Origin of the sequence: Mesorhizobium sp. LCM 4577 (assembly GCF_001854795.2) — a bacterium.
In the GTDB taxonomy this organism is placed as follows: domain Bacteria; phylum Pseudomonadota; class Alphaproteobacteria; order Rhizobiales; family Rhizobiaceae; genus Mesorhizobium; species Mesorhizobium plurifarium.
In genome coordinates this window covers 64,893-81,039 of record NZ_MDDU01000054.1, presented here as the reverse complement: position 1 = coordinate 81,039, position 16,147 = coordinate 64,893, and the positions used below count along the sequence as shown (strand labels likewise).

The window sequence follows — 16,147 nt, the reverse complement described above, 5'->3', positions numbered from 1 at the left end:
GGCGGCGGGCTTTTTGAGTGGTTCCAGGAAAAGCGAGACCCGGTTTTTCGTCCGGAAATAAAGCGACAGAACGGGTTCGCCGTTTCCACGAAACGGTGAAGCATCCCACAGGCCGACCCGTCTCGACGGTTCCGCCTTCATTCAGCCACGTAGCAATTGACCGCGCCGCCGCGACTGCCTAGGCTCGTTCGAAAATGGGGATGGGGTTCCCCCGAAACCGCCCTTGTGGCTGATGACTCCTGCCAGGCGTGCTCTTGCGCGGCAGGATTTGTTTTCCCGCTCGTATCATGCCTGATTTCGTGAAGTGATTCCGGTGCGGAATCGCGTTTGGAAAGGCATTGAAGCGATGACCCTTGCGGCTTGCGCCCTGGTCCTGATCGGCGGTTTCCTCGGCGGCGTTTGCCGCTTTTTCCTGTCCGGCGTGGTCGGCCGCGGCGTCGGCGAGACCTTTCCCTGGGGCACGCTGGCGGTCAACGTCTCCGGCGCCCTTGCCATCGGCGCCTTCGCCGGCGCGGCGCGGTCCGTCGGCGGCATCTTCGCCAGCGATCTCGTCCGCGACCTCGTCGTCGTCGGCCTGTTCGGCGGCTATACGACCGTGTCGTCCTTCTGCCTGCAGACGCTGAACCTCGGGCTCGACGGCGAAGGGCGGCTCGCCGCCTTCAACGTCGTCGCTTCGGCGGCGCTGTGCGTGCTGTTCGTCGCCCTCGGCTTTTGGGCGGTGGTCTGGGTGGTTGGTTCAACCACCTGGGTGGTTGGTTCAGCCACCGGGGCTGCGGGCTGAGCGATGGTGGACAGGCAGACGGCGATGCGGCTTTATCTGGCGGTCGGCTGTGGCGCCGCTGTGGGTTCCCTGACCCGCTTCCTGTCGGGCTACGTCATCGTCTCGCTGCTCGGCCTGAACGCGCTTTGGTCAACCGCTTTCGTCAATGTCGTCGGCTCGTGGGTCATCATGGCCTTCGCCACGATGACCGGGCCGGACGGCCGTCTGATGGTCAGCCAGGCTGCCCGCAATTTCGTCATGGCCGGCTTTTGCGGCGGGCTCACCACGTTTTCGGCAATGAGCCTCGATACCTTCCTCCTGCTGTTTCAGGGCGACTGGCCGCTGGCCGCGACCTATCTCATCAGTGTCGTCGGGCTGTCGCTGGCCGCCGCATGGCTGGGCTATCTCATGGCGTCCAGGCTCAATCGTTTGCCGGTCGAAAGGTGATCGGGCTAAAAGAGATCAGGGAGAAGAGAAGATGGAACTTCCCGCGCAATGCGCGCTGCTCAGGATCTTCTTCGGCGAGGACGACAGGGCCGCTGACGGCAAGCCGCTGCACGAGGCGATCGTCATCAAGGCGCGCGAGGCGGGCATGGCCGGCGCCACGGTGCTGAGAGGTCCGCTCGGCTTCGGCCGTTCCAGCGTGCTTCACACCGCCAAGATCCTGCGCTTGTCGCAGGATCTGCCGATCGTCGTCGAGATCGTCGACGCGCCGGAGAAGATCGATGCGCTGATCCCGGAGATCAAGGCGCTGACCAAGACAAAGAGCTGCCTGATCACCAGGGAGAAGGTCGAGGTCATCCGCTACGGCGACGGGGACTGAACCCGCCGTCTTCCGTCACCCCGCCACGAAGCCGGCGGCCGATCGTCCCTTCGTCGAAGATACCGGCGGAAAAGAGCTTCATGGCCTCTATCGCCAAGTCCGACGCCTCGGGACTCCCTATGACGATGCCGCGCTCCTCGCAGACCTCGTCATAGATGCGTTTTAGCAGGACGAGATCGTCCGGATAGGCAACGCCACTTTTAGAAACATGAGGCTTGATCATGCTTCCCTCCCTCTGTTCGAGCGGAGCGCGGTGGTCGCTCACAGCTGGCGACGCCCAGCGTAATTTCGTCGCCGACGTCATCGAACCTAGGGCAGACGGCGGATGCGACCACCCGTTTCGAAACAAAAACGGCCCGCTCGAGCGGGCCGTTCCGTAGAACTCGAGTTTGCGGCTCAGCCGACGATTTCGGTATCCGAGAACCAGTACTTGATCTCCTGCGCGGCGGTCTCCGGCGCGTCCGAGCCATGCACCGAGTTTTCGCCGATCGACAGCGCATGCACCTTGCGGATGGTGCCCTCGGCGGCATTGGCCGGGTTGGTGGCGCCCATCACTTCGCGGTTCTTGGCGATGGCGTTCTCGCCCTCCAGCACCTGCACGATGGTAGGCGCCGACGACATGAATTCCACCAGCTCGCCGAAGAAGGGACGATCCTTGTGGACAGCGTAGAAGCCTTCGGCCTCGCGGCGGCTCATCCATACGCGGCGCGATGCGACGACGCGCAGGCCGGCGTCTTCCAGCATCTTGGTGATGGCGCCCGTCAGGTTGCGCTTGGTCGCGTCCGGCTTGATCATGGAGAAGGTGCGTTCGATCGCCATAGGGTCGTCCTTGTTCTTGGGAATGGAAATTGGGGTGGCGGGCTCTATACAAGCCGCCCGGCGGCTTGCCAAGGGGAGGCGGGACAGGGGAGGCGGGTTCTGGTCAAGGCGAACCCTTTGCGGGATAATTAGGCGGCTGCGAATGTGCTTCGCACGGAAATCCGGGGCGTTGCGGCAGCGGAGCCCGAGGCGATGAACTGGCCTTATCTCAGGCGCGGCGATATCTGCGGCATCATTATCATGGCGGTGGTTCTTGCCGCGATCGTCTTGGTCGGACTGTTCTTTCCACGGCTCGGACAGCAGAATTTCGGCTTCGGCCCGGAATGGCAATGTATCCGGATGGAAAAGGGCGACCCGATCTGCGTCAAGCTGGTCGAGAAGGACGCGTCGACCAAGGAGCGCCGGAATAGACGCTAAAGCTCGATCTCGATGGTCAGGGTCGGCTTGTCGCCCGCCTTGAGATCTTCGCGCTGACGCACCGGGGACTTGACCGGTAACAGCAGGCTGCCGGATGCCTTGTCGGGAAAGAGCGATGTCTGCCACCTGGTCTTGCCGATCACTGCCGTGACGCCGAGCGAGCCCCAAGGGCGCGCCAGTCCCGTCATCGCCGCCTTGATCCGCGCCGCGACGTCCGTCGGCAGCGTCACGAAATGCCAACCGCCCTTGCCGGGGTAGACCCAAATCTCGGCCCGCATCTCATAGCGCAACATGGCAGTCCGGTGCTCGCCGCGTTCACGCCGCGGCCGCGACCTGCCGGCCGATCCCGCCATGCAGGTCGAGGCAGCGCTCGAACCAGCGCGCGATGCTGTCGCTGTCGTCGAGCAACTGGAAAGGCGAGGCAATGCGAGCCCATTGCAGCGCGCCGAAGACGATGTAGTCGGCAAACAGCGGCGAGGCGCCGCCGATGAAGGGCTGATAGGTGAGCGTCGAGCGCAGCGGCTCCAGCGCGGCGCGGAAGGCCGAGAGGCCGGCATCGCGATTGGCCACGACGTCTTCCAGCCGCTTGCCGTAGCGCCGTTCACGATCCTCGCGGAAGTAGCGGCCATTCGTCTCGTCCTGCATAGCATGCAGGTCGATCAGCGCCACCGTCGCGACATAAGGGTGGATGGTGAGTTGCGACCAGCGCTCTACGAAGCGCGCCGTCGCCTTGCCGCCTTCGCCGCCGAATAGCGTCGGCCGGTCCGGATAGGTTTCGTCGAGATAGAGCGCTATGGCGAAGGAATCGGCCACCACGCGCTCGCCGTCGCGGATCACCGGCACCGTCTTCGACACGCCGCCTTCCACCTTGGGCACGTCGAGGAAGCGCGTCGGCACCTTGGTCGCGGTAAGCCCCTTGTGGGCCAGCGCCATCTTCGTCTTCCAGCAATGCGGGCTGAACGGGCGTTCGGTGTCGCGGCCGACGAGGTCATAGAACAGAATGGTCATTGCGGTTCCTGCGGGTTACGAAGAGACGGGATTCGTTGCGAACCGGATGGAAGAATGAAACAGCATTTCATGATGTTTGCGGCTTACAATCAATGGGCCAACACGCGCATCTATGATGCCGCCGCCGATCTCGACGAAGAGGAACTCGGCCGCGACGTCGGCGCCTTCTTCGGCTCGATGCTCGGCACGCTCAACCATCTGCTCGTCACCGACCGCGTCTGGATGAAGCGCTTTACGGGCGAAGGTGATGCGCCCTCAAACCTTGCGGCGATCCTCTATCGCGCCTTCCCGGGCTTGCGTTTGGCGCGCGAGGCCGAGGACAGGAGGATCGTCGAGTGGGTGGGCGGCATGACCGACAAGGCGTTCGCCGGACGTTTTTCCTATATGACGACCGACATGCGCACCGTTTCGCAGCGGCTGGCGCCAGCGCTCAGCCATCTTTTCAACCACCAGACCCATCATCGCGGCCAGGCGCATATGTGCCTTACCGTGCTCGGCCGGCCCTCGGTGCCGCTCGACCTGATGCTGTTCCAGCGCTCGGAGGAAGGCCGCGCCTACGCCTGAGCGATCTGGCCGGAAACGCCTTCGGATCACGCGGCAATAGCTAGGCGAGTACGTGACGAAGAATTGTTTCAGACAGTTTTAAGAAAATACTAATACATTTTGGGCGGCAGAAAAAAGCAATAGCAAACCAAAACCCATTCTTGCGAATGGGTCGGCGAAACCGGGCGAAACCTTACGCGTAACTGATCCGTGTATTCAGCGCTTGTATGCAGGCGGTGCTTGCATACTGCAGTGCTGAATGTGCTGTCTTCGAAAAAGGAGAGTGTCATGCGCAGTATCGTTGAGAAAGCCGCCGCTACTCTGGCCTTTGGCACGATCGTCGCCATTTTGGCCATGCCTGCGAATGCGGCGGGTCTTGGTGTTGGGGCAGGCGCATCTGTCGGCGGATCCGGCGGCGTCAATGCTGGTGTTGGCGCGTCTGTCGGTGGTGGTGGCGGCATCAACGCCGGCCTTGGCGCCTCAGTCGGCGGTGGCGATGGCGTTAATGCCGGTCTTGGCGCGTCCGTCGGCGGGTCGAATGGCGTGAACGCCGGCGCGGCCGCATCGGCGGGCGGAGGGGGCGGTGTCGACGCGGACGCCACAGCGTCGATCGGCGGCTCCAGCGGCGTTGACGCGAATCTTGGCGCGAATGTCGGCGATACCGCCAACGCGATCCTTGGTCTCGGCATCGGTGATGATGCAGGCGTCACCGTCGGAAGGTTCTCCACCCTGGGCACGCCGAACACTCTCGGGACTCCGGACCGTGCTGCCATGAAGAGTGCGGTGGCTCAGATGTCCGGCACGAAACTGACCCGGATGAAGAAGCGTTGCGCCGACGTGCTCTCCAGCGAAGGAACGTATGACAAGGATCTCAGGATGCTCTGCCTGATGATTTCGCGCCGTTGACTTACTGTCGCAAGGCAACAGCCAACGTGAGTGTCTAACCGGCCGTGCGGCTCTGCGGCCTACCGCGTCGCCGGCTGCGGCCGGCGGCGCGCTGACGAGAAACTTCGGCCAGTCGGAGAGCCCGCCGCCTTTGGTGGCGGGCTTTCCGCTTGTCCCCACTGCGGGCGGATCGAGCGGCCTGTTAACCAGACTTGCATTGAAGCTAATGTATTAGGACTTCGTTTGCGCTCCCGCTGCACAATGGGCCCAACTGCAGTGGGAGCAATGCCATGCGCATCGATTTGTCCCCGACGAGTTGGGGCAGGGTCGTGGTGGTTACCGCCGCCGGCACTGCCTTTTTCATTGCCGCCGCGTTCTTCGTCGATTCCTTCAATTTCCCTTCGCTGTCGCCGCAGGCACTGCTGTGGGCGAAGCTCACGGACCTGTTCCTGCCGCTCGTCCTTGGTGGCTCCTTCCTGTTCTTCCTGATGTGGAAGATGCGCCAGCTCGCGATCGCCCAGAAGGAGCTCAGCATCGTCGCGGCGACCGACAGCTTGACGGCCGTCTTCAATCGCGGCGCCTTCTCGATGCTGGTGGAGGCCTATCTCGAACAGGCACGCAGCCACGACGTCGCCGACACCGGCGCGCTGCTGATCGTCGACGCCGACCATTTTAAATCGATCAACGACCGCCTCGGCCATGATTGCGGCGACCAGGCGCTGAAGCTGATCGCCAGCACGATCCAGGGGCAACTGCGCGGCGCCGACATTGTCGGCCGCATCGGCGGCGAGGAATTCGCGGTCTTCCTGCCGGGCGCCGACGCGACGCGCTCCTTCCTGGTCGCGGAATCGATCCGGCTGCGCATCCGCGAAGCCGAGTTTGCGCCCGGCGGCCAGCCATGGCCGCTCTCGGTCAGCATCGGCGGCATCGCCTTCAGGGGTCCAACCACCTACCACGACATGTTCCAGGTCGCCGACAAGCATCTCTACAAGGCGAAATCGAACGGACGCGACCAGGTGAGCTTCGAAAGCCCGCGCGGTTTGCCGTCGGCCGACATCGCCGGCACGGTCCACTGAACGGCTTCGCGGCGGGATTTGGCTGAACCGCTCTCAGCGGCGGCTGCTGTTGAGCAGCGGCCTATGCTGGCGGATCACCTGGCGCTCGACATCGAGATAGGGCCTGATCAGGCCCGCCACGGTCGGGGTCGGTTCCGGCTGATGCATCACGGCCGTCAGCATGTCGTGTTCGGTGAGCAGGCTCAGCCACTTCAGCGCTTCCCATTTGGGCGTTGCGCCGCCGCGCCCCGTGAGGCTGCGATTGATATAGCAGGATAGGAAAGCAGGCGCTTGCCACTGAGATGGCGGCCGAGCCGGCCGCGCCGATCGCCGAAGCTTCGCCGGCGGCCGCCAAACCGGAATGACGGTATGGAAATGCCTGCGATCCCGTGAACTGATATCCGGGGCCGGTTCCGTGAAAGGTAATGTCTTGTTGTCAGGCGGCGAAGCCACCCTGGCCGCGCGCCACCGGCTTGACGGAGGCAATCGGCTGCTCCGAAGGCCAGAGCACGCCGGCCGTCACCGCGAAGGTGATCAGCGCGTCGCGCGCGGCCTCGGCCGAGATCCCTCCACTCCGCGCGGCCTCGCAGGCCTTCACCGCGGCGCCGTAGCTGAGGCGGCGACGCGACGGCGGAAACTCGGTCAGGAAGTCGTGCATGTCGAACAGCGAGGCGATCATGCGTTTGTGGCCGGCGCCGACGCTGAGGGCGACCGGGGTGAAGAACGTCCTGTCGTGCATTCGGACCTCGTTTGTTGGCCGCGGAGGCGCTGAGCCTCCGGTCTGGGGGAGGGACGCCACACAACGCGGCTTGCGGCGGGAGGTTCCGCGCATGCCGATTTTTCCGCATCGGACCTGGTCCGTCGTGTGAATCGGCTAGAGCAATTCCAGGAAAGTGTGAGCGGTTTTCCGCCCCGGAATTGCGTAAAAACAAAGGGATAGAGCGTTTCCCCGCTTCCGTGAAACGGTGAAACGCTCTAGAGGGCAGGCAGCCTATTTCCACATGCCGCGCATGCGGGCGCCGAGATCGACCTTGACGCCCGGCCTCTGGCGCGGGTCGTCCTTGAGCGCGGCGCTTGCCCAGGACGATTGCTCGAACGCCGAAAGCATCGAGGCGGGGATGAAACGGGTGCGCGAGGCATAGACATGGCGGTCGCCGCGCGCCGCCTGGTTGTGCGGATAAAAGCGCTGCGGCACCACCAGATGCAGACTGTCCTTGGCCCTGGTCATCGCGACATAGAGCAGGCGCCGCTCTTCCTCGATGTCCTCCTTGGTGCCGACGCCGAGATCGGCGGGAATGCAGCCGTCTACCGTGTTGAGCACGAAGACGTTCTTCCATTCCTGGCCCTTGGCCGAGTGGATAGTCGACAGGATGAGGTAATCCTCGTCGCGATGCGGCGGCCCGGCCTGGTCGCTTGTGGCGTCGGGTGGATCGAGGGTGAGCTCAGTCAGGAAGCGCTCGCGCGACGGATAGGTCGATGCGATCTGCTCGAGCTGCAGAAGGTCGGCGCGGCGCGTGACCGCGTCCTCATGGATGCGCTCCATATGCGGCTCGTACCAGAGCCTGATCCGCTCCAGATCCGCCGGCCATTTGGCGCCGGCGCGTAAGCCGCTATAGATGTCGAGGAACACCGGCCAGTCCTGCGCGGCGCGCTGCGGTGGCCGGAAGCGAGCAAGGCCGAGCGCCTCGTCGAGCGACGTCGCCATGGCGTCCACGATCTGCGAGGCGGCGGACGGGCCGATCCCCGGCATCAGCTGCAGCACACGGAAACCRGCGACGCGGTCACGCGGGTTCTCGGCGAAGCGCAGCATCGCCAGCATGTCCTTCACATGCGCGGCGTCGAGGAATTTCAGGCCGCCGAACTTGACGAAGGGGATGTTGCGGCGTGTCAGCTCCACCTCCAGCGGTCCGCTGTGGCTAGAGGTGCGGAACAGCACCGCCTGCGCCTTCAGCGCAGTGCCGGCCTCGCGTTCGGCCAGGATCGCCTGGCAGACATAGTTGGCCTGCTCGGCCTCATCGCGCACGCTGACCAGTTGCGGCTTGTGCGAGGACCGGCGCTCGGTCCACAGATTCTTGGTGAAGCGCTCGCTCGCCTCGCCGATCACCCTGTTGGCGGCGGCCAGGATCGTCTCTGTCGAGCGGTAATTGCGCTCCAGCATGACGATCTCGGCGGGCCTTGCGAATTGTTTCGGAAAGTCGAGGATGTTGCGCACTTCTGCGGCGCGGAAGGAATAGATCGACTGCGCGTCGTCGCCCACCACGGTGAGCCCGGCGCCATCCGGTTTCAGCGCCAAAAGGATCGAGGCCTGCAGCCGGTTGGTGTCCTGGTATTCGTCGACCAGCACATGGTCGAAGCGGGAAGCGAGATGCGCGGCGATCTCGGGCTCGGCCGCCATCTGCGCCCAGTAGAGCAGGAGGTCGTCGTAATCGAGCACGTTCTGCGCCTGCTTGGCCTCGACGTAGGCCGCGAACAGCTCCTTGAGCTGGTCGGCCCATGCCGCGCACCAGGGGAAGGCGGAGCCCAGCACTTCGCCAAGCGGCGCCTGCGCATTCACGGCCCGTGAATAGATCTGTAGGCAGGTGCCTTTGGTCGGGAAACGGCTTTCGGTTTTCGAGAATCCCAGCTCGTGCCGGGCAAGGTTCATCAGGTCGGCCGAATCCTCGCGATCATGGATGGTGAAGGCGGGATCGAGCCCGATCTGCTCGGCATAATCGCGCAACAGCCTTGCGCCGATGCCGTGGAACGTGCCTGCCCAGGCCAGTGCGTCGGCGATGACCGCCGCGTCACGGCCGAGCACCTCGCCGGCAATGCGCTCGACGCGCTTGGCCATCTCGGCCGCGGCGCGACGCGAGAAGGTCATCAAAAGGATGCGGCGCGGATCGGCGCCCTTGACGATGAGATGGGCGACGCGATGCGCCAGCGTGTTGGTCTTGCCCGAGCCGGCGCCGGCGATCACCAGCAGCGGCGTCGTCACCTTGCCGTCGCCATGCACGACCGCCAGCCGCTGCTCGTCATTCAGCCGGGCAAGATAGGCGGGCGTCTCGAAGGACGAATCATGGGCGGCGATGTTCATCGCCCATCAAGCATCGTTTCCGCTTTGTTCGCAATAATTTCCTCGCCCCGCGCGAGCGGGGAGAGGTGGCCGCGAAGCGGCCGGAGAGGGGATTACGCGGCTACCTTGCCCCCGAGGCAACTACCGCTTCGGTTCCACCCCCATCGCGGCCGACTGCCGCCGTAGCCTGCGCCTTTCGTCGCTCGGCATATCCAGCGGCGCGACGTTTCCCGGCACCTCGTCGATGATCCTCACGGCAACGCGATAGGCGGTGTAGGCAAAAAGGCCGGCAAGCAGAAGGCGGACCATGATCAGTTCCTCGTTGCGTTCGATTGGCTCGGGATTTCAACCGGACGCGGGCTTGTTGGTTCCCACCCGCCTACGCAACCACCGTCCACGCAACCAAACCGCTATCGCCTCGTTTGCCCTTCATGAAAGGGGCGAACGAGAGGAGGTCGTCATGAAGAAACTTCCTGTACTGCTGGCTCTCGCGGCAGGGCTCGTGCTCGCCGCCTGYGACAACAGCGTGCAGCCCACCAAGGCACCGGGCGATGAAGTCAACCGGAACCCTCAGGTCGACAAGAACCCGGTGCCGAAATCGACCACCGGCGGAGACCAGCAGGGTACAGCGCCGAAGCAATAGGGCAGGGGGCGGGTTCAATTGTTGTCGGCCTGAAACGAAGAAGGCCGGCGCTGCTTGGGAGGAAGCTGGGTAGCGCCGGCCAAGCGGGAAAATCAGGCCCGCCGCACGATCCAACATAGCTGAGTCTCGACGTTGCGTCATGGCGTGATCGCGGTAGCCGGCTATAAGCGGAAAGATCACTGAAAAATCCTGAAATCCGCCGGGGTCCGCCTTCGCGTGCCTTGGATGTCGTGTCTTGATGCACGAAGTGGCGACCGGTGCCGACGGTTGGGTACTGGAGGCGTCGAGCAAGAAGTGCGCCAACGCTGGTAGGCGGCAATCCTGGCTCTCACGCCAGCGCCGAGCGGCCCTGCTGTCCGCCGGCGATCTCGACGTCGAGTTGGCGTTGCGTCAGCGCCGCCTCGGCCATGATCCACTGCTTGAACAGCTCGACCTTGCGGGCGCCGAGCGCCTTGATGGGGCTGACGAAATACCAGCCCGCCGTGTTGGGATGGTGGACCGCGAAGGGCGCCACCAGCCTTTCGGCGCGGATGTCGCTTGCCATATAGGCTCGGTTGGCGACGGCAAAGCCCATTCCGGCATTCGCCGCCTCGTAGGACATCATGCAGCTATCGWAATAGACGCTCCTGGTTTCGCCAAGCACGAAGCTCGCGCCGGCGAAGCCCAGCCATGACTGCCAGTTCTGCGTGCAGGTATCGGAATGCAGCAGCGTGAAGTAGCGCAGGTCCTCCGGCACCACCTTCGACAGCGGCTTGTTGCCCAGCACCTCATGGAAGAGCTTGCGGCTGCACACCGGCGTCAGATCTTCCTTGAACAGCAGTTCCGACGTGAGGCCGGGAAAGTTGCCGTCGCCGTAACGGATTTCGAGATCGTATTCGGAATTCGAGAATTCATGCGTGGCGTAAGAGGTCGACACCCGCATCTCGATCTCGGGATATTGATGCTGGAAGGCCGAAAGCCGCGGAAACAGCCAGCGCGCCGCAAAAGTCGGCAGCACGCAGATGCGCAGCACATGCGCCTGCGACTGGCCGGTGGCCTCCATGCTGGCCGCCACGATGCGCTCCAGCGCCTCGCGCACGCGCGCGACATAGGTCTCGCCCTCCGGCGTCAGCGACACGGCGTTGCCGCCACGCTCGAAGATCTTGAAGCGAAGCTGATCCTCCAGGCTTTTCACGCGCTGGCTGACGGCGGAAGCGGTGATGAACTGCTCCTCGCCGGCGCGCGTGAAATTCCTGTGCCTCGCGGCGCTCTCCACGATTTTCAGCGAGTTGAGGTTGACCTGACTGAGCAGACGCACGGGGTTTTCGACCTTAAGCTGGGCTTACGCTACCACCAGCATTCCTAAATTTACAGGGGTAGGCGTTTAAATGACTGTTAACCAAGTGTTGCCCCCACCTTGGAGAAAGTAGAATGAACGCCCATACAATTCCCGAACTGCGCTGTGCAATGAGCCGCGAGGCCATCATTGGTCATGAGACGGCCTGGAAAGTGTCGACCTTCGGCGTCGCCCAGTATCGTCATGGTTACGACCCCGCTCTGCTTGCCGCGATCGAGGAAGCTGCCCTGAAGCTGAAAGCCAGCCATGCCGTGCATAAGCATCTCGACCTCACCTTCATCACCGGCGCCGACCGCTACATTCCGGAGATCAAGGAGCTTTTGCACGACAAACTGCGCCTGGAAAAGCTGTCCGACATGATGGGAACCAAGCTGGAGCCGTATCCGCTGTCGATCGTCGGCTCGACCGTCACCTTCATGAATCCCAAGGACGGCGCGGTCGAATGGCATTGCGATGGCGTTCCGGTGACCGAGCTCATTCCGCTGTCGATCAGCGAGCCGCTCATCGGCGGCCATCTCGAGATCTATTGCGACGATTCCGAAACCGGCCGCTCGATCCTGGAATCCGGCCGCGACCTGCCGCGCAACAAGATCATGCGCATCGACCACAAGATGAACTATGCCACGCTCGGCCAGTTCCTCGGCGTGCTCCACCGCACGGCGCCGATCCAGCTCGGCGAGCGCGTCACGTTGGTGCTCAACCAGCGTTCGGCGACCAAACCCTATGTCGACGACAACCGCATGTTCTACCTCGCCGCCGACAACGACCATGACCGTGCCTGGGTGAACGAACTGGCCGAGGATGTCTGGACCAACCAGTTGCCCGCCTACCGCCGCCATGCCGAAGAGCATCCCGTGCCGCAGCCCGCCGCGGAGCCCGTTGCCGGCGGGGCGAGGGAGTCGTGGTAATGAGCCACGATCCGGTCGAGCGTCAGCCGCCTTCAGTGTCGCTGCGCCTCGGGCCGGTCGTGCCGGAAAGCCAAAGCCGTTCCGGCGCCGCCCTCGGGGCGTCGCTGGCCTTCGCCCTCGGCGCCGTGGCGCTGTGGGCGACCAACGCCTTGGTCGGCAAGACGCTGCTTGCCGCCTATCCGGTGTCGCAGGTCCAGCTCCTGCAGTTTTGCGGCGCGGCTCTGGTCTTTGCGCTGATCCGGCTGATGAGCGCTTCTCCTTCTCCCCTTGTGGGAGAAGGTGGATCGGCGCGCAGCGCCGAGACGGATGAGGGGTGTTCCAGCGGAGTGAGACGTCGGCGTTCCCCGGAGCACCCCTCATCTGACCTCGCTTCGCGTGACCCCCTTCTCCCACAACGGGAGAAGGGAACGTCCGCGCTTGCCGCTTATACCGTCGGCTTCCTTGGCCTGGTCGGCACGATGGTGCTGCAATATATCGGCTTCGCCTCGATGCCGGTTATCGAAGCAAATCTCGTCGCCTATACTTGGCCGTTGATGACCGCCGCTGCGGTCATCGTGCTTGGCCGGCCGCGGCGTCCGCTGCTGCTCGGGCTGGCGGCGGCGCTTGGCTTTGTCGGCGTGGCGCTGGTGATTTCCGGCGGCCGCGCCCATTTTTGGTTCAACAGGGCCTGGTTCGAAGGTGGCAGCCTCGTCGGCTATCTCGCCGCCTTCGGCTCGGCGCTCTGCATGGCCTTCTACTCGCTCGCTGTCGGCCATCTTACCGTGTCGCCGGAGCGCCTGCTTTTGCCCTCGGCGCTGATCGGCGTCGCGCTCACCTTCGCCTGGTGTCTGCATGATGGCGTCGTGCGCCCGAGCGGCGCGCACCTTCTGCTCGGCCTTTATCTCGGCGCCGGCCCGATGGGGCTCGGCTACTATTTCTGGTCGCGCGCGGCAAAGCTCGACCATGGCGGCAGGATAGCGGTCGTCGCCTATCTGACGCCGATAGCTTCCACGTTTCTGCTGACGCTCTCGGGCGAAAGCCTGTCGATGACGGCGGTTGCCGGCGCCGTCCTCGTCATCGGCAGCTGCCTTGTGGTCGGGATCGAAGGTATGGAGACCAGGCATGATGTCCAAAATGGCCGTTGACGAGGACGAACGCCGCGCCAGGCAGGAGGCGCATTGGCTGGTCAGGGAGTTTGGCGCGGAGGCGCCGCTTTATGCGGCCATGAAGGCGGAAAAGGCCATCGAGCAGAAGGATTTCGGCCGCTGCGCGCGCTGGAAGCGCGTGCTGGAGATCCTCGCGGAGAAGCCGTCCTCGGAGCTCAGGCGCGGTGCCGCCGCCAGATAGCGATTTGCCGTGGGGCCGCCGAATCGCGCATGGTCAAGTATCCGGCCGGCGGGATCATGCTTGCCGTGCTGGAACTTGGCCTGAACTTCGATTTTTCAGCAACTTCCATCGCAAATCGAAGTGCTATAGCGCCTTTTGTGCATCCGGGCGCACCGCCGGTGCTATAAAAAGTTAGCTATAGCTATTAGAATTCCTAACTTGCGCGTCTCCAGCCCGCGTAGAAACATCACCCCTGTATTGAGTCTGGTAGCTTTACTGACTATGGACGGTCCGTTGGGGGACAGGTCCAATACGATACACCGACGAAAGTCTTAAAAACGCCTGGCGATTTGAGGGCCAGCAGAAGGTGAAAAAATTGTCCAACATCGACGACAAGACTGCAATCGAACTGACCGCCGACATTGTCTCGGCCTATGTCGGCAACAACCCGCTCCCTGCCTCTGGCCTGCCTGACCTGATCGCCAGCGTCAGCGCCTCGGTGCGCAAGCTCGCCAGCGATAGCGTTGTCAAGGAGGCGGTGGCGCTGACGCCAGCCGTCAACCCGAAGCGCTCGGTTTTCCCCGACCACATCGTGTGCCTCGAGGACGGAAAGAAGTTCAAGTCGTTGAAGCGCCACCTCGCGACCGATCACGGCCTGACGCCGGACGAATACCGCGCAAAATGGAGCTTGCCCGCCGACTATCCGATGGTGGCGCCGAGCTACTCGGCGACCCGCTCGGCGTTGGCCAAATCGTCCGGCCTTGGTCGCAAGCCGGCCGGCGACGCGGGCAAGGGCAAGCGCAAGGCCAAGGCCTGAGGCATGGTGGCTGCAACGGCCGACGTCGCGCCATTACCATGGCGCGACCATCTGGCTGTCCTCGGTGCGCTGCGCCGTGGCGTAGCCATCCAGTCCTCGGTGGATGCGGCCGACGGCATCAGGGCGCGGCGCATCCTGTTTTCGCTGGGCCAGCCGTCCGGCGATATGCTTGCCGCGCTCGACGCGCTTGACCGGTTCGAGCGCGCCATCGTCGAACGCGACGACCCGTCGACCATCGAAATGCGCAGGCGGAATTGCCTGGTCATTCTGGATCGCCTTGCAGCAAAAGGTCTGCCGCGCGCGAGCTAAAGCATGTCTCCCGAAAGTGGGAACCGGTTTCGGGATGAAGACATGCGTAAAATCAAAAACCTAAAGCGCATCGAGCGAATCCGAAAGATCCCGACGCGCTTTAGCGTCGGGCCTGAGACGGCTTGACCGGCCGGGTGCGTTTGGGATCCTGCTCGCCGGCAAGGCTCTCCGCCTCAACCGCTGTCATTTCAAGAAGATAGACAAGCATCTGATAGCGCGTGCGCGAAAGCATTTTCGCCAGCTTGCGCGTGATCTCCGCGACATATCTCAACGTTCGTAAATCGCTGGGCGCTCCATCCATCGTGAGCTCCTGACACGGCCAAGTTATTTGGGCCAAGTTACGGGGACCAAGTTATCGTTGGCGCCCACTCCCGACTCACGGCGCGTCTACAGATTTGCAGGTTTCCGATAAAACTGAAATCAATTTTTGATAAGCATCACGCTTGGCTCGTAAGATTTTGCCGTCCTTTTTTGGTGGCATCGTCGCTTGTACCGCCAATATTCCGACAAACCGGACTTGCGGTTGTCTTGCCGTGCCGCGTTGATCTTCCGCTGGGGCACGTTTGATCACCGCGGCACCTGTGGCGCGCGAGCCGCGCCGCTCAGCCTTTGTACGCAGAACAGAAGCCCGGCGGATTGTCCTTGCCGATCATGGCGCAGCCGCGCTTGATCTCGTCGATCATCATGCTGCAGGCATTCTGCCCGTTGCAGGGCGGATTGGTGGCCGGCGACACCTGGATGCACTGCGAGACGTACTGGTCCGACTTCGCCTTGCCGGCGGATTGCACGCATGGTCTCGTGTCGTTCTGGCTTGCCTGGGCAGGGGCGGGTTTCGCAGGCGCGGTCTTGGCCGTCGCAGGCGCGTTCTTCGTGGGGGCGGCATCGCCACCGCTTTGCGGTACGCAGGAGAGGTCGCCTTCGGGGCATTGCAGTTGGTGCTGCAACTGCGCCAGCCGTACCTTGGTCAACTCCGCCCTGCAGGTCTCGACCAGGGTCGAATACACCGAGCCATCGGCATAGGGCTTGGTGCGGAAGGCGCATTCCTTGTCGCGGAACGGGATCCAGGCGCGCTGCGCGTCGCGCAGGCGCTTCAGGTCGGCGGGAGCGAGGCGTCCCGCCAGCGCCTTGTAGACCGCGTTGAGCCCGACGTCCGCCGAAGCGGCATTCGCGGCCGTGCAGGTAGCAAGGTCGGCCTGCGTCTTGGCTGCCGCGCAGTCGATGGCTGCCGCACGGGCAGCGGGCGTGGTGAGAAGCATAGCCAGCCCAGCGGCGACTGCGAAAATCGCGACCGCCAGTGAGATCGAAAGGAGCGTGGTTTTGCCAGACATCTGATCTGCCCTCTGTTTGAATCGACCCGCCACTCGCGCCAGCATAGGTTGAGACAACAGCGGCGATCAACGCCAAACTTGTGACGTGGCAAGCAAAGTGTGACCGGGCGGGATCGGCGACGGCGAAGGAGCGAACAAT

At 63.6% G+C, this 16,147-nt stretch carries 26 protein-coding genes and 1 riboswitch; of the genes, 14 read left to right on the top strand and 12 right to left on the bottom strand.

All coding sequences use genetic code 11. The annotated features are described in order from the left end of the window. Window positions 1-187: 187 nt before the first annotated feature. Window positions 188-249: riboswitch (Fluoride riboswitch) on the top strand. 97 nt (window positions 250-346) lie between these two features. From crcB (LCM4577_RS30795) to LCM4577_RS30785, 3 genes are read left to right on the top strand one after another with little or no spacing between them, the layout of a single operon-like run. Further along, window positions 347-781 carry a fluoride efflux transporter CrcB gene (gene crcB, locus LCM4577_RS30795; protein ID WP_071035783.1) on the top strand — a complete coding sequence of 145 codons (435 nt, stop codon included), beginning with the start codon at window positions 347-349 and terminating at the stop codon, window positions 779-781. Between the two features lie 3 nt (window positions 782-784). Continuing rightward, complete coding sequence (gene crcB / locus LCM4577_RS30790) at window positions 785-1,207, top strand: fluoride efflux transporter CrcB (protein ID WP_041010779.1); 423 nt, start codon at window positions 785-787, stop codon at window positions 1,205-1,207. Window positions 1,208-1,238: 31 nt separating this feature from the next. Beyond that, window positions 1,239-1,583, top strand: coding sequence for a DUF190 domain-containing protein (locus tag LCM4577_RS30785; RefSeq protein ID WP_040984734.1), 345 nt, complete (start codon window positions 1,239-1,241; stop codon window positions 1,581-1,583). Here the strand turns inward: LCM4577_RS30785 and LCM4577_RS30780 are convergent. Both LCM4577_RS30780 and ndk read right to left on the bottom strand, forming a co-directional pair. Beyond that, window positions 1,558-1,806 (bottom strand): hypothetical protein, encoded by a 249-nt coding sequence (locus LCM4577_RS30780; RefSeq protein WP_131803546.1) that lies wholly within the window; start codon window positions 1,804-1,806, stop codon window positions 1,558-1,560. The genes LCM4577_RS30785 and LCM4577_RS30780 overlap by 26 nt on opposite strands. Window positions 1,807-1,979: 173 nt before the next feature. Continuing rightward, window positions 1,980-2,402, bottom strand: coding sequence for a nucleoside-diphosphate kinase (gene ndk / locus LCM4577_RS30775; protein ID WP_071074598.1), 423 nt, complete (start codon window positions 2,400-2,402; stop codon window positions 1,980-1,982). Between the two features lie 192 nt (window positions 2,403-2,594). On the opposite strand from ndk, the gene LCM4577_RS30770 reads away from it, so the two are divergent. Then, entirely contained in the window at window positions 2,595-2,819 is a 225-nt protein-coding gene (locus tag LCM4577_RS30770) for a hypothetical protein (protein WP_071035787.1), read from the top strand. Here the strand turns inward: LCM4577_RS30770 and LCM4577_RS30765 are convergent. Both LCM4577_RS30765 and LCM4577_RS30760 read right to left on the bottom strand, forming a co-directional pair. Then, window positions 2,816-3,112, bottom strand: coding sequence for a DUF1905 domain-containing protein (locus LCM4577_RS30765; RefSeq protein ID WP_071035924.1), 297 nt, complete (start codon window positions 3,110-3,112; stop codon window positions 2,816-2,818). The genes LCM4577_RS30770 and LCM4577_RS30765 overlap by 4 nt on opposite strands. 22 nt (window positions 3,113-3,134) lie before the next feature. After that, window positions 3,135-3,827, bottom strand: coding sequence for a glutathione S-transferase family protein (locus tag LCM4577_RS30760; RefSeq protein WP_071074597.1), 693 nt, complete (start codon window positions 3,825-3,827; stop codon window positions 3,135-3,137). A 54-nt stretch (window positions 3,828-3,881) separates the two neighbouring features. Between LCM4577_RS30760 and LCM4577_RS30755 the strand changes: the two genes are divergently transcribed. The 3 genes from LCM4577_RS30755 to LCM4577_RS30745 all read left to right on the top strand — a co-directional run bounded on the left by LCM4577_RS30755 (window position 3,882) and on the right by LCM4577_RS30745 (window position 6,331). Then, window positions 3,882-4,391, top strand: a complete 510-nt coding sequence (locus LCM4577_RS30755; RefSeq protein WP_071074596.1) for a DinB family protein — start codon at window positions 3,882-3,884, stop codon at window positions 4,389-4,391. 267 nt (window positions 4,392-4,658) lie between these two features. Next, entirely contained in the window at window positions 4,659-5,276 is a 618-nt protein-coding gene (locus LCM4577_RS30750) for a hypothetical protein (protein ID WP_071074595.1), read from the top strand. Between the two features lie 269 nt (window positions 5,277-5,545). Continuing rightward, window positions 5,546-6,331 carry a GGDEF domain-containing protein gene (locus tag LCM4577_RS30745; protein ID WP_041010784.1) on the top strand — a complete coding sequence of 262 codons (786 nt, stop codon included), beginning with the start codon at window positions 5,546-5,548 and terminating at the stop codon, window positions 6,329-6,331. Window positions 6,332-6,364: 33 nt separating this feature from the next. Here the strand turns inward: LCM4577_RS30745 and LCM4577_RS30740 are convergent, their stop codons facing one another. The 4 genes from LCM4577_RS30740 to LCM4577_RS30725 form a co-directional block, all read right to left on the bottom strand. Next, a complete protein-coding gene (locus tag LCM4577_RS30740) occupies window positions 6,365-6,493 on the bottom strand; it encodes a hypothetical protein (RefSeq protein WP_274534988.1) in 129 nt (42 codons plus the stop codon). A gap of 253 nt (window positions 6,494-6,746) precedes the next feature. Further along, window positions 6,747-7,049 (bottom strand): DUF982 domain-containing protein, encoded by a 303-nt coding sequence (locus tag LCM4577_RS30735; RefSeq protein WP_041008714.1) that lies wholly within the window; start codon window positions 7,047-7,049, stop codon window positions 6,747-6,749. A gap of 252 nt (window positions 7,050-7,301) precedes the next feature. Continuing rightward, window positions 7,302-9,383 (bottom strand): ATP-dependent helicase, encoded by a 2,082-nt coding sequence (locus tag LCM4577_RS30730; protein ID WP_071074594.1) that lies wholly within the window; start codon window positions 9,381-9,383, stop codon window positions 7,302-7,304. 120 nt (window positions 9,384-9,503) lie between these two features. Then, window positions 9,504-9,671: a hypothetical protein gene (locus tag LCM4577_RS30725; RefSeq protein ID WP_198540329.1), complete on the bottom strand. Its 168-nt coding sequence runs from the start codon at window positions 9,669-9,671 to the stop codon at window positions 9,504-9,506. Window positions 9,672-9,822: 151 nt separating this feature from the next. On the opposite strand from LCM4577_RS30725, the gene LCM4577_RS30720 reads away from it, so the two are divergent. Further along, window positions 9,823-10,005, top strand: a complete 183-nt coding sequence (locus tag LCM4577_RS30720) for a hypothetical protein (RefSeq protein WP_040984755.1) — start codon at window positions 9,823-9,825, stop codon at window positions 10,003-10,005. Window positions 10,006-10,333: 328 nt separating this feature from the next. Here LCM4577_RS30720 and LCM4577_RS30715 read toward each other — a convergent pair whose 3' ends face one another. Continuing rightward, window positions 10,334-11,302 (bottom strand): LysR substrate-binding domain-containing protein, encoded by a 969-nt coding sequence (locus tag LCM4577_RS30715; protein ID WP_071074593.1) that lies wholly within the window; start codon window positions 11,300-11,302, stop codon window positions 10,334-10,336. Between the two features lie 113 nt (window positions 11,303-11,415). On the opposite strand from LCM4577_RS30715, the gene LCM4577_RS30710 reads away from it, so the two are divergent. From LCM4577_RS30710 to LCM4577_RS30685, 6 genes are all read left to right on the top strand, one after another. Further along, complete coding sequence (locus LCM4577_RS30710; RefSeq protein ID WP_040984759.1) at window positions 11,416-12,249, top strand: hypothetical protein; 834 nt, start codon at window positions 11,416-11,418, stop codon at window positions 12,247-12,249. Then, window positions 12,249-13,373, top strand: coding sequence for a DMT family transporter (locus tag LCM4577_RS30705; RefSeq protein WP_083354913.1), 1,125 nt, complete (start codon window positions 12,249-12,251; stop codon window positions 13,371-13,373). The genes LCM4577_RS30710 and LCM4577_RS30705 overlap by 1 nt, the downstream gene beginning before the upstream one ends. Further along, entirely contained in the window at window positions 13,351-13,575 is a 225-nt protein-coding gene (locus tag LCM4577_RS30700; RefSeq protein WP_244508478.1) for a hypothetical protein, read from the top strand. Before LCM4577_RS30705 ends, LCM4577_RS30700 begins: the two co-directional genes overlap by 23 nt. Window positions 13,576-13,604: 29 nt before the next feature. Continuing rightward, window positions 13,605-13,742 carry a hypothetical protein gene (locus tag LCM4577_RS30695; protein WP_157900519.1) on the top strand — a complete coding sequence of 46 codons (138 nt, stop codon included), beginning with the start codon at window positions 13,605-13,607 and terminating at the stop codon, window positions 13,740-13,742. Window positions 13,743-13,930: 188 nt separating this feature from the next. Beyond that, a complete protein-coding gene (locus LCM4577_RS30690) occupies window positions 13,931-14,371 on the top strand; it encodes a MucR family transcriptional regulator (RefSeq protein ID WP_040984823.1) in 441 nt (146 codons plus the stop codon). Window positions 14,372-14,377: 6 nt separating this feature from the next. Continuing rightward, entirely contained in the window at window positions 14,378-14,680 is a 303-nt protein-coding gene (locus tag LCM4577_RS30685; protein WP_131803311.1) for a hypothetical protein, read from the top strand. Window positions 14,681-14,780: 100 nt separating this feature from the next. On the opposite strand, the gene LCM4577_RS30680 is transcribed toward LCM4577_RS30685, so the two are convergent. From LCM4577_RS30680 to LCM4577_RS30670, 3 genes are all read right to left on the bottom strand, one after another. Beyond that, window positions 14,781-14,981 (bottom strand): hypothetical protein, encoded by a 201-nt coding sequence (locus LCM4577_RS30680; protein ID WP_131803312.1) that lies wholly within the window; start codon window positions 14,979-14,981, stop codon window positions 14,781-14,783. Between the two features lie 75 nt (window positions 14,982-15,056). Beyond that, complete coding sequence (locus LCM4577_RS30675) at window positions 15,057-15,251, bottom strand: hypothetical protein (protein WP_131803313.1); 195 nt, start codon at window positions 15,249-15,251, stop codon at window positions 15,057-15,059. A gap of 31 nt (window positions 15,252-15,282) precedes the next feature. Then, the gene (locus LCM4577_RS30670) at window positions 15,283-16,008 is read right to left on the bottom strand and encodes a lysozyme inhibitor LprI family protein (protein ID WP_071074592.1); all 726 of its coding nucleotides are present in this window, start codon (window positions 16,006-16,008) and stop codon (window positions 15,283-15,285) included. Between the last annotated feature and the right edge of the window lie 139 nt (window positions 16,009-16,147).

What these genes read in the sequence shown, in the direction of transcription:
- LCM4577_RS30750 (WP_071074595.1), top strand. Translation starts at nt 4,659, where the DNA reads ATGCGCAGTATCGTTGAGAAAGCCGCCGCTACTCTGGCCTTTGGCACG.
- LCM4577_RS30695 (WP_157900519.1), top strand. Translation starts at nt 13,605, where the DNA reads ATGGTCAAGTATCCGGCCGGCGGGATCATGCTTGCCGTGCTGGAACTT.
- LCM4577_RS30765 (WP_071035924.1), bottom strand. Translation starts at nt 3,112, where the DNA reads ATGTTGCGCTATGAGATGCGGGCCGAGATTTGGGTCTACCCCGGCAAG.
- LCM4577_RS30700 (WP_244508478.1), top strand. Translation starts at nt 13,351, where the DNA reads ATGATGTCCAAAATGGCCGTTGACGAGGACGAACGCCGCGCCAGGCAG.
- LCM4577_RS30745 (WP_041010784.1), top strand. Translation starts at nt 5,546, where the DNA reads ATGCGCATCGATTTGTCCCCGACGAGTTGGGGCAGGGTCGTGGTGGTT.
- LCM4577_RS30770 (WP_071035787.1), top strand. Translation starts at nt 2,595, where the DNA reads ATGAACTGGCCTTATCTCAGGCGCGGCGATATCTGCGGCATCATTATC.
- crcB (WP_041010779.1), top strand. Translation starts at nt 785, where the DNA reads ATGGTGGACAGGCAGACGGCGATGCGGCTTTATCTGGCGGTCGGCTGT.
- LCM4577_RS30740 (WP_274534988.1), bottom strand. Translation starts at nt 6,493, where the DNA reads ATGCTGACGGCCGTGATGCATCAGCCGGAACCGACCCCGACCGTGGCG.
- LCM4577_RS30780 (WP_131803546.1), bottom strand. Translation starts at nt 1,806, where the DNA reads ATGATCAAGCCTCATGTTTCTAAAAGTGGCGTTGCCTATCCGGACGAT.
- LCM4577_RS30670 (WP_071074592.1), bottom strand. Translation starts at nt 16,008, where the DNA reads ATGTCTGGCAAAACCACGCTCCTTTCGATCTCACTGGCGGTCGCGATT.
- LCM4577_RS30755 (WP_071074596.1), top strand. Translation starts at nt 3,882, where the DNA reads ATGAAACAGCATTTCATGATGTTTGCGGCTTACAATCAATGGGCCAAC.
- LCM4577_RS30705 (WP_083354913.1), top strand. Translation starts at nt 12,249, where the DNA reads ATGAGCCACGATCCGGTCGAGCGTCAGCCGCCTTCAGTGTCGCTGCGC.
- ndk (WP_071074598.1), bottom strand. Translation starts at nt 2,402, where the DNA reads ATGGCGATCGAACGCACCTTCTCCATGATCAAGCCGGACGCGACCAAG.
- LCM4577_RS30680 (WP_131803312.1), bottom strand. Translation starts at nt 14,981, where the DNA reads ATGGATGGAGCGCCCAGCGATTTACGAACGTTGAGATATGTCGCGGAG.
- LCM4577_RS30735 (WP_041008714.1), bottom strand. Translation starts at nt 7,049, where the DNA reads ATGCACGACAGGACGTTCTTCACCCCGGTCGCCCTCAGCGTCGGCGCC.
- LCM4577_RS30785 (WP_040984734.1), top strand. Translation starts at nt 1,239, where the DNA reads ATGGAACTTCCCGCGCAATGCGCGCTGCTCAGGATCTTCTTCGGCGAG.
- LCM4577_RS30725 (WP_198540329.1), bottom strand. Translation starts at nt 9,671, where the DNA reads ATGGTCCGCCTTCTGCTTGCCGGCCTTTTTGCCTACACCGCCTATCGC.
- LCM4577_RS30710 (WP_040984759.1), top strand. Translation starts at nt 11,416, where the DNA reads ATGAACGCCCATACAATTCCCGAACTGCGCTGTGCAATGAGCCGCGAG.
- crcB (WP_071035783.1), top strand. Translation starts at nt 347, where the DNA reads ATGACCCTTGCGGCTTGCGCCCTGGTCCTGATCGGCGGTTTCCTCGGC.
- LCM4577_RS30760 (WP_071074597.1), bottom strand. Translation starts at nt 3,827, where the DNA reads ATGACCATTCTGTTCTATGACCTCGTCGGCCGCGACACCGAACGCCCG.